Here is a 10,668-nt window from a genome sequence, read left to right on the forward strand (position 1 = left end):
AGCTCCGGAAAAATAGTGTCGGCGCGGATTGTACCCTAAACCATGCTCAGGTGAATAACGCCTGTTCATGTCGGTTTGGAATATGCTGGTCTTTTTTCGTCCATACTTTCCACAATGCGCAGATAGCTGAAGTAACGCTGCTCGTCGACATCACCGTTTTCTACCGCTTCGCGGATAATACAGCCGGGGTCGTCGATATGTTTACAGTCGCGGAATTTACAGCCGCCAAGGTAGTCTCTGAACTCTTTGAAACACCAGGTCACTCGTTCTTTGGATAAATGCCAAAGACTAAATTCGCGGATCCCAGGCGAATCGATTAAATCGCCGCCCTTGGCGAAATGTAGCAGTTTGGCACTGGTCGTGGTGTGCTGCCCCAGCCCTGAGTTGGCAGAAATTTCTCCCACAGCTTCTTCTGCTTCTGGCAGTAATTGATTCACCAAGCTGGATTTTCCGACGCCTGACTGGCCAACGAAGATACTGATATTGTCCTTAAGCTGGGCACTTAGTTCATTGATACCTTCACCACTCTTACAACTGGTGTAAATCACCTTATAGCCTATATCCTGATAGACCTGTAGTGCCTGCTCGACGTATGTGCGAGCATCGCTATCCAATAATTCCACTTTGTTTAACACCAGAATAGGCTGGATTTCGACATCTTCGGCAGCAACCAGATAGCGGTCGATGATATTGGTTGACAGTTCTGGTACCACAGCGCTGACAACAATGATTTGATCAATATTTGCTGCGATGGGTTTAATGCCATCATAAAAGTCAGGACGGGTTAATACGGAATTGCGGTCGTGCACTGCCTCGATGACGCCGCCGGTCTGTTCGTCGGTGATGCCGGGTCTGAATTGTACGTGGTCGCCGCACACGACTGAATCGATTGTACGACGAATAAAACAACGGTGCACAGTGCCTTCCTGGCTCTCCACATCAGCGTGTTTGCCGAACCTGCCGACTACCGTTCCATTCTGCATATCGCCGAGCTGAGAATCTTTTAGCTCGTCTTGTTTTGCACTTAATCGTTTGGCACGGTTTTCTGATACTTTGCGCCGCTGATTTTTTGTCAGTTTAGGTCGTTTCGCCACGAGTTTTGGTTGTCTTTTGCGTATTGGCGTGTGAATGACTTACATGGTACCTTCTCAAGCACATATTGGCGAATTGAAACGGCAAATAAAACTAGCTTATGCGCTGTCAGGAGAGCGATAAATGGCCATAGATAATGAAAATCTTGTGTGGATAGATATGGAGATGACCGGGCTGGATCCAGAAACCTGCGTGGTACTCGAAATCGCCAGCATAGTGACGGACAAAAATCTTAATGTTTTGGCTGAAGGTCCGGTGTTAGCTATTTATCAGCCAGACGAGATTCTCGACAATATGGACGAGTGGTGTATTAAAACCCATGGCGCAAGTGGTTTAACTGCGCGCTGCAGAGAAAGTGAGGAAACGCTGGAAAGTGCAACACAGAAAACCATCGCCTTCTTGTCACAATATGTGGAAGCAGGTAAGTCACCGCTGTGTGGCAATACCATCGGTCAGGACAGACGATTCTTGGTCAAGTATATGCCAGAACTTGAAGCGTTCTTTCACTACCGCAATGTCGATGTGAGTACCATAAAAGAGATGGCGAAGCGTTGGAAACCGGAGGTATTGAACGGCTTCACTAAAAAAGGCGTGCATCTGGCTCTTGATGATATTCGTGAATCTATTCAGGAAATGCAGTATTACCGTGAGCACGTGTTTAAAATTTGATGGCCCCATTAGTTTGTCATTGCCGCTTGTTTAGTTTTGTAATTGCCGCGGAGGCGGCAATCTGCACCAATCTTCATAAAAATCAAAAATAGCGCTTGCGCATCAACGATATTTTTGTAAAATGCGCACCCGCTTCAGTTGAAGCGTGCAAGACCGAGCTGGGTGCCGATCATCATGGACGGGTCAACAAACACCCACAAAAAAGAAAGTACGCGGGAATAGCTCAGTTGGTAGAGCACAACCTTGCCAAGGTTGGGGTCGCGAGTTCGAGTCTCGTTTCCCGCTCCAAACGTTCACTTAAAAATTCGAGAACAGGCTGCGCAGCAGCAACTGCTTCAATTTTTACAGTGAATGAGCTCTTAAATGAAAGAGCAACCAAACACCACACAATGCGGGAATAGCTCAGTTGGTAGAGCACAACCTTGCCAAGGTTGGGGTCGCGAGTTCGAGTCTCGTTTCCCGCTCCAAACGTTCACTTAAAAATTCAAGAACAGGCTGCGCAGCAGCAACCGCTTCAATTTTTACAGTGAATGCGCTCTAAATGTTTACTAAGACCCCAAGGGGTCGCGACCGGAGCGCCGGCCGGTTACGAGTCTCGTTTCCCGCTCCAAATCTAATCAACTTTTAACGGCGAATAGAGGCCGTGCAGCAGCAACAGCTTCAATTTTTACAGTGAGTGCGCCCTTCTTCATGCGCCAAAAACCTCATTGCCCCTCCATCTTCCAAAAATATCTAAATTTTTTGCATTCAAAATTTAAGTGAATAAATATTCAGCCTCGGAAGGGTGCAAAATCGACATGTGTTGCACCACAAGTGATCAAAGGTTGTCTTGAAGGGGCTAAAAGCGGTCATTCTGTGATGAATGGGAATGGCTAAATGCATGATCAACTTTATAAAGTCTCTCTTTTTTACAGTTAAACGCGGATAAACTGCATGGATATTCACTAAAATTAGTCAAACTGTCCTAATTTCTCGTATTTTTGCCTTGATAACGGCACAAAATGTGCTGAGTATTATGATGTGAGGAAAGCACACATCATTCTCAGGAGCACATATGAATAAATATAAACCCCATGCTTGGAAGCTCTCAGCCATTGGTCTGGCTGTCGCTTCGACTTTTGCTGCAGGCCCCCTGCAGGCACAGGAACAAGCAGCTGAAGAAGAAAGCGTAGAGCGTGTCGTTGTTACAGGTTCGCGCATCGCACGTGACGCAAACCTGGCCGCACCCTCTCCGGTACAGTCGGTTAGCGCTGAAGATATTCAGGCGTCCGGTGAGTTTTCAATTACCGACGTGGTAAACGATATTCCTGCCTTGTTCTCTTCTACGACGGCGGAAAGCTCCGTGGATGATGGCGCAGCTGTGGGAACCAACGTATTAAACCTGCGTGGATTAGGCGCCGCACGTACCCTGACTTTGGTAAACGGTCGTCGTCACGTTGGCGGGGTTCAAGGCTCTGCTGCAGTTGATGTAGGCTCCATTCCACTCAAACTGATCAAGTCAGTTGAAGTGCTCACCGGTGGTGCATCAGCCGTTTATGGTGCAGACGCTGTAACCGGTGTGGTTAACTTCATTATGAAAGATGACTTTGAGGGTTTCGAATTCGATGCGATGGTCGGCTCGTCTTCAGAAGGTGATGCCGAACAGTACACTCTGTCTGCTGTGTATGGCGTGAACTTCGACGATGACAAGGGCAATATCGCTATCGCTGCTGAGTACCAAAAGGATGAGGGGCTGCAGGTTTATGAGCGTGAAAATGGATTAGCGATCGGCTCTGCTCGTGACTGGACTAACCCGGCGCTTCGTTTTCAGCAGGGTGATATAGGTGCATCAACACCGAACCTTTCGCAGTTCTACAATTACGGTAATACCGGGCTGTTTAACTTCGGCTTGTCGATCCCAAGCGTAGATGATTTCATTGCCGACTACACGGCAACCTTTGGTACCGCGCCGAACCTGACCGCAGAAGAGCTGGCGTTATTCGAACGTGCTGCAACAGCGGCACCAAGTGCGGTACTGCCATACAGAACCTTCCCATTTACGTCAGGGTACGGTTATATCATTCCCGGTAACCCATATTCGTTTGCAGGCTTTGATCCTGAGACAAACATCGACCTTGATGGCAACGGCGTGCCAGACTGTCTGGATTCCTTCTCCGGCTATAACTCAGTATTTGGTGCCGCCTCTTTCGGTGTTTTGGGTGGCTGCTGGAACGTAACCGAAAATGGTACCTATCGTCCTATTCGCGATGGTCTGGTGTCAGGTAACTTCCAGGGCTTCGGCGGTGATTCATACAATACACTGCAGCAGCAGAATGGCTACATCATTCAGCCTAATGAAAAGCTGGCGCTAAACCTGATCAGTAGCTATGACGTGACTGACAGCATGACGGCGTTTGCTGAATTTAAGTGGGTAATGCAGGAAGCACAGAACGAATCTCAACCTACTTCGTACTGGGACCTCCTGTTTGGTGCAGCAGACAACCCGTTCCTGCCTGCGTTCATCCAGCCGCTGGCAAACCAGATTGGCGGTGTTGCGATCACGGTAGACCCGATTGGCATCGGTGCAGGTACGATAAAGCAAGAACGTGAAACCATTCGCGGCGTTGTCGGTATTGAGGGATATCTGGATAACGACTGGGAATATGAACTGAGCGTTAACTACGGTCGGTTTGTGCGTGAAGGTAAAGGTAATGAAAACCTGATTATCGCCGACCGTTTCTTCTCTGCCATCGATGCTGTCGTTAATCCTTCAACAGGTGCGGCAGACTGTCGTGTTAACGTTGACCCTACTGTTGGCCAGATCACGACGCCGTTCGATATTCCGGTTTATGACCCAGGTTACTACTCATTTACACCGGGTGACGGCAGCTGTGTTCCATTAAACATCTGGGCAGGAAAAACCGGTATCACTCAGGAAGCGGTAGATTGGGTCACGGCTGACAGCCGCTCCAAGATTGAGATAGAACAGTTCGTGATCAGTGGCTCTATTGCCGGTGATACGGCAGATTGGTTTGAACTGCCATATGGTCCAATCCTGTTTGCGTTTGGTGGTGAGTATCGTGATGAATCTTCAGACGCGACCTTCGATGACTGGCAGTTAGGCGTTATCCCAGACGGTGCAGCAGTACCTGCCGGCACACTGGTTTCTGATCACTCAGCAAACAATTCACTGGTATTCCAGCCTATCATCAAGACTGCGAATGAGACCGGTAGCTTTGATGTTATGGAAGCGTTTGTTGAAGCATCTGTGCCACTCATCGAGGGAGAAACCATGGCAGAGGAGCTCACCCTCGATTTGGCCGCGCGTTTCTCTGATTACTCGACGGTTGGTGATACTACAACCTGGCGTGCCAACGTGATCTACGCGCCGTTCGAAGACCTGCGTTTCCGTTACTCAGTGTCGCAAGCCGTGCGTGCACCTAACGTCAACGAGCTGTTTGGTCCTCAGGTAGGTACCACATTCCGCCCGATCGACCCTTGTAACGTGAGCGTGATCAACGGTATCGCCCAGAATGACCCCAGTGCAGCTGCCCAGCAGCAGGCTAACTGTGTGGCAGACTTCCAGTCGTTTGGGCTGGATCCGTTTGATGCGGAAGGTAACTATGTCTACACCGACCCCCTGTCTGCTGCTTTCCCAGGTGTGACAGGTGGTAACCCAGATCTGATCGAAGAAACGGCAGATACTACTACCATAGGTTTCGTCTGGACACCGGGTGGTTTTGACGGCTTCAATCTGACTATCGACTACTGGAGCATTGAAATCGAAGATGCGATTTCAACCGTATCTTCGGATGACATTGTAAACGGCTGTTATAGCGGTCCAACGCTGAATGAAAACTTCTGTCAGTTGTTTACGCGTAACACCAACTCAAGCTCTGCACAGTTCGGTGGCCTTAACTTCCTACGTTCAACAGACGTTAACTTCGCACGTCTGGAAACCACGGGTTATGACTTCTCTGCCAGCTATGACTTCAGCATTGAAGCCCATGATTTCAGTGTGGAAGTGTCTGGTACTAAGGTGAATGAAATTGACCAGTTCACCAACCCACTGGATCCGACAGATCTGAACCCAGAGCTTAAAGAAGTGAACCGTCCGGAGTGGGCAGGTAACATCTTCCTGACCTGGTCATTCGAAGACATTCGTATCGGTTGGCAGTCTCAATATATGAGCGAACAGCTTGTATCGTTTGTTGAGATTGAAGAATTCAACCGTGGTGAATTCGACGACAGCGTGATGATGGATGCATTCTGGCAGCACGATTTGAACCTGAGCTACACCATCGATGAAAATACATCAGTGTATGCGGGTATCAATAACGTGACAGATGAAGAACCCTTCATCACCAACTTTGCGTATCCAGCAAGTCCGCGCGGCCGCTTTATTTTCGCCGGCGTAGACATGCGCTTCTAAGTATTTTCGTAAGTTAAGCAAAGCCCCGATATTCTCGGGGCTTTTTTGTTGCTTCAACGGCACTGATCCTCTACAGTAATCTGGTCTAACCAGTTGGGGGTGAATTGATGGCAAATCCGCTACGCCGTTTTGTAGATAAAGTGAATGGCTATCCGCCGTGGCTAAGCTCTCGTTTGATCACGTGGGTGTTCAGAAGCAAAGTCAAACTTACCGGCACGGTGGGGATTGAGATCCTTGGCACTGACGGCAAGCGTGTGACTTTTCGCCAGAAAAACCGCAAAAAAGTACAAAACCACATTGGTAGCGTGCACGCAGCTGGCATGGCGTTGCTAGCAGAATCTGCGACAGGTTTCATCGTCGGCATCAATCTGCCCGGAGATAAGCTGCCGCTGATGAAAACCATGAAGCTTGACTACGTAAAGCGTGCAACCGGTGATATGCAGGCAGAGGCGTGGCTTACGGATGAACAGATTGCGCAGATGCAAACGAGCGACAAAGGCGAAGTGGAAGTGCAGGTAAAAGTCACGGATAGCGCAGGTGTCGAGCCTGTCATTTGCTCCATGATTTGGGCGTGGATCCCTCATCAGAAAAAAGCTGATTAAAAATCCATCACTTAACCTTTGACATTGGTGTGTTTTCCTTCTACAAAAGCACCATGAAGGGTTTGCGTTAACCTTCAACCGTTTGTTAGTGTCAGTGTGAATAGGTGATCGCGATGGCAAAAGTAGATCGGGAAGCGTTATATCGGAGAATGTTTGCAGACCCTAAGAATTATCCGTATGGATTTGCCAGGTCAGGCGACTTTTCCATTAACGAAAGTAAAGCACTTAGTCAGTTTGGATGTGTTATCGCAGCTCTGGTTGATGGGCAGCTTCAGCCGAGTACCGATGAGGAACACGGTTTTCTGGCCGCCGCGTTTGAACAACGCCCACCAGAGACACCTGCTGAAAGAGCATGGCTGAAGTATCAAAAACGCATCAATCGCCCAAAACTTGGCAGTATTTATGGAACCAAGTCGGCAGTCATTGATGATGACGGTGATGCAGGTATCAGTGACGATAGCGACCTCGAAATCGTTGTCGACGACTAGCTTGCTGGGCCAGTTCGGACTATTGCTGTTAATCAAATGTTAACAGTGGCGAGTAGTTATTCCGTCATTTCCATTTCAAAAAGATATTTATCCTAATTATTCCCATTATTGGGATAAATCTCTCACTTTTGTTGATTTTGGTGTTTTTAATCGGCATGTCACGCGATATAGTCGCATTAAATTAGGATAAAGATCCCCTTTGTTAATGTAGGAGAATACCCGTGAAAATGATGTCGGGCGCAGCCATGGTGGTGCAGGCGTTAAAAGATGTAGGAGTAGAACATGTATTCGGCTACCCGGGCGGTGCCGTTCTGGACATTTATGATGCGCTATTCGCGCAAGACGATGTCAAACATGTCCTCGTGCGTCACGAGCAAGCTGCTGCGCATATGGCCGATGGCTACGCGCGTTCGACCGGCAAAACGGGTACGGTATTGGTGACCTCTGGTCCAGGTGCAACCAATACCCTGACAGGTATTGCCACGGCTTATATGGACTCTATCCCTATGGTCGTGCTGTCTGGTCAGGTGCCATCACAGCATATTGGTGAAGATGCTTTTCAGGAAACGGATATGGTTGGCTGTTCCCGCCCTGTGGTAAAGCACAGCTTTTTGGTCAAGCGTGCAGTGGATATTCCCGAGGCGATTGCCAAAGCATATTACATAGCGGGTAGCGGCAGACCCGGACCCGTTGTGGTCGATTTGCCAAAAGACATTGTTAACGTGCAGGAATCTCATCCTTATGTATTCCCGGAAAGCGTCGCGATGCGTTCCTACAATCCGACACGTAAAGGTCACCCGAAGCAGATTAAAACTGCTGTGAAGGCATTGGTGGCCGCAAAACGACCAGTGTTGTACGTGGGCGGCGGCGCAATTGCGGCCAATGCTGATGCACTGGTGACCAAATTAGCGGAGCGTCTCAATGCGCCGGTTACCTGCACCTTAATGGGATTGGGGGCATTTCCTGGCACGCATCCACAATTTATCGGCATGCTGGGTATGCATGGCACGCTGGAAGCCAATAAGACGATGCATAACTCAGATTGCATACTCGCCTTAGGCGCGAGGTTTGACGATCGGGTCACCAATAATGTTGATAAGTTCTGTCCGCACGCCAACATCATTCATGTGGATATCGACCCTACGTCAATTTCAAAGACCGTGAACGCGCACATTCCGGTTGTTGGGTCTGTCGACACCGTGGTTGAGCAAATATTCTCTGTATTGGATAAACAAGATGTGTCGGATCAGAAAGAAAAGCTCGAGGACTGGTGGAAGCAGATTGACCAGTGGCGAAGTCGTAAATGTCTGAACTACGAGCAGCCTGAGGATGTCATCAAACCGCAGCGCGTCATTGAGTCCCTATATCGTCATACCAAGGGCGAAGCGTTTGTTAGTTCAGACGTGGGCCAGCATCAAATGTTTGCAGCACTGTATTACCCGTATTTGAAGCCGCGTCAGTGGATCAATTCTGGGGGACTGGGCACCATGGGCTTTGGTCTGCCGGCTGCAATGGGCGTGCAGTTTGCCCACCCTGGCGCAACCTCTGTGGTTGTGACCGGAGATGGCAGTATTCAGATGAATATTCAGGAGCTGTCGACCTGTCTGCAATACAATCTGCCAATCAAGATCATTTCACTGAACAACCGCGCGTTGGGTATGGTCAGGCAATGGCAGGACATGATTTATAAAGGTCGTCATTCCCATTCCTACATGGAATCGATGCCAGACTTTGTTAAGTTAGCAGAAGCTTATGGCCATGTTGGCATTCAGGTAAATCACCTGGATGAGCTTGAAGATGCGATGGCGCGCTGTTTTGCTGAAAAAGATCGGCTGGTGTTTATGGACATTAATGTTGACCAGAATGAACACGTTTACCCCATGCAAATTAAGTATGGCGCGATGGATGATATGAGATTGAGTAAGACGGAGCGTACCTGATGAAAAGAATACTTTCAGTGTTAATGGAAAATGCGCCGGGTGCTTTATCTCGTATCGTCGGGCTGTTCTCGCAGCGCGGATATAACGTTGACTCGTTATGCGTTGCGCCAACGGATGATCCCAGCTTGTCAAGGCTGACCATAGTGTCCCATGGCGATGACAAGGTGATTGAGCAAATCACTAAACAGGTCAATAAACTGGTAGACGTGCTCAAAGTAACAGATCTCACCGATGGCTCTCACGTGGAACGCGAGCTGATGCTGATTAAAGTAGCCACCCGCAATGAATTAGCAAGGGCCGAGGTGAAACGCAACGTGGATATCTTCCGCGCACGAATTGTGGATGTTCACTCCAGCAACTACACCATCGAGATCACTGGTACTTCCGATAAGCTTGATGCGTTTTCACAAACCATTGCGCAGTCTACGGAGATTATTGAGTCGTCCAGAACCGGCGTATGTGGACTGGCCAGGGGCGAGAAGGCACTAAGGCCATAATACATTCTCGTCGTGCCCGCGAATTGGCGGGCACCTTAATAGACTGCCGCCTGCGCGATGTATGGACTCCTCCACTCCCTGAGGAGTAATTTGGTTTTTGCGAAATCAAAATAAGGAGTCCATACATGTCTGAAAATACCGTAATCGCAATCGACCTGGCAAAACATTCTTTCCACGTCTGTGTGCTTAGCACTGATAACAAAGTACTGACAGATAAAACCTTTACCCGCTCATCTTTAAAAACATGGTTGCTTAAACAGAAACCATCACTGGTTGCCATTGAAGCCTGTGGCAGCGCCCACTACTGGGCAAAGCTGTCTGAGCAATACGGTCATACAACAATGCTAATCTCTCCTCGCTTCGTTAAACGATTCTTGTCAGGTCATAAGACTGATAAGAACGATGCTTTGGCTATTGCCATTGCGTCAAGACAACCTGATGTCAAACCTATTCAGGTAAAGACTGACGAACAACTGGCACTACAAGCCAGTGAGCGTATCAGGGAGCACTATGTAGATGAGCAAATCGCCACGAACAATCTATTAAAAAGTATCCTGTATGAGTTTGGTATCACCGTAGCGAAAGGCAAACGCTCCCTGGTAAAAGCCATACCGGATATCCTGGAAGATGCTGAGAATGGCTTACCGGATGTGTTAAGAGGTGAGATACACCGGCTGTATCAGTTCTGGCTCGAGCTGGATGAGTTAATACAGACCTCAAGTAAACGTCAGCAGCAATCTATCAATGCACACCCCAAGTGTTCAATGCTGAAAGCGCTGGACGGTGTTGGCGATGTCAATGCTCTGGGACTGTATCTGGCATTAGGTGACACAGGCGCCTCATTCAAGAACGGGCGGGAGGCAGCAGCGTGCATTGGCTTAACGCCCAAGCAACACAGTACAGGTGGAAAAACTGTCATGCTGGGTATCAGTAAATACATCGCCAATAAAAAACTCAGGTCGAATCTGA

At 48.6% G+C, this 10,668-nt stretch carries 8 protein-coding genes and 2 tRNA genes; 9 read left to right on the forward strand and 1 reads right to left on the reverse strand.

Features of this window, described 5'->3' with window-relative positions; translation table 11 throughout:
- Window positions 1–65 precede the first annotated feature (65 nt).
- Complete coding sequence (gene rsgA, locus G441_RS0114040) at window positions 66–1,094, reverse strand: small ribosomal subunit biogenesis GTPase RsgA (RefSeq protein ID WP_026376936.1); 1,029 nt, start codon at window positions 1,092–1,094, stop codon at window positions 66–68.
- Window positions 1,095–1,215: 121 nt separating this feature from the next.
- Here rsgA and orn point away from each other — a divergent pair, with 121 nt between their 5' ends.
- From orn to G441_RS0114085, 9 genes are all read left to right on the forward strand, one after another.
- Entirely contained in the window at window positions 1,216–1,761 is a 546-nt protein-coding gene (gene orn / locus G441_RS0114045; RefSeq protein WP_026376937.1) for an oligoribonuclease, read from the forward strand.
- 212 nt (window positions 1,762–1,973) lie between these two features.
- Window positions 1,974–2,049, forward strand: a tRNA-Gly gene (locus tag G441_RS0114050).
- Window positions 2,050–2,152: 103 nt separating this feature from the next.
- Window positions 2,153–2,228, forward strand: a tRNA-Gly gene (locus G441_RS0114055).
- A 587-nt stretch (window positions 2,229–2,815) separates the two neighbouring features.
- A complete protein-coding gene (locus G441_RS0114060) occupies window positions 2,816–6,172 on the forward strand; it encodes a TonB-dependent receptor domain-containing protein (RefSeq protein WP_026376938.1) in 3,357 nt (1,118 codons plus the stop codon).
- Window positions 6,173–6,279: 107 nt separating this feature from the next.
- A complete protein-coding gene (locus tag G441_RS0114065; RefSeq protein ID WP_034475196.1) occupies window positions 6,280–6,774 on the forward strand; it encodes a DUF4442 domain-containing protein in 495 nt (164 codons plus the stop codon).
- 113 nt (window positions 6,775–6,887) lie between these two features.
- Window positions 6,888–7,262: a MaoP family protein gene (locus tag G441_RS0114070; RefSeq protein ID WP_026376940.1), complete on the forward strand. Its 375-nt coding sequence runs from the start codon at window positions 6,888–6,890 to the stop codon at window positions 7,260–7,262.
- Between the two features lie 221 nt (window positions 7,263–7,483).
- Window positions 7,484–9,202, forward strand: a complete 1,719-nt coding sequence (locus G441_RS0114075) for an acetolactate synthase 3 large subunit (protein WP_026376941.1) — start codon at window positions 7,484–7,486, stop codon at window positions 9,200–9,202.
- Entirely contained in the window at window positions 9,202–9,699 is a 498-nt protein-coding gene (gene ilvN, locus G441_RS0114080; RefSeq protein WP_026376942.1) for an acetolactate synthase small subunit, read from the forward strand. Before G441_RS0114075 ends, ilvN begins: the two co-directional genes overlap by 1 nt.
- Before the next feature lie 125 nt (window positions 9,700–9,824).
- Window positions 9,825–10,668 (forward strand): IS110 family RNA-guided transposase (locus G441_RS0114085; protein WP_026376943.1); only part of this gene is annotated, 844 nt, incomplete at its 3' end.

The organism is Aestuariibacter salexigens DSM 15300, from assembly GCF_000429145.1.
GTDB lineage: Bacteria > Pseudomonadota > Gammaproteobacteria > Enterobacterales > Alteromonadaceae > Aestuariibacter > Aestuariibacter salexigens.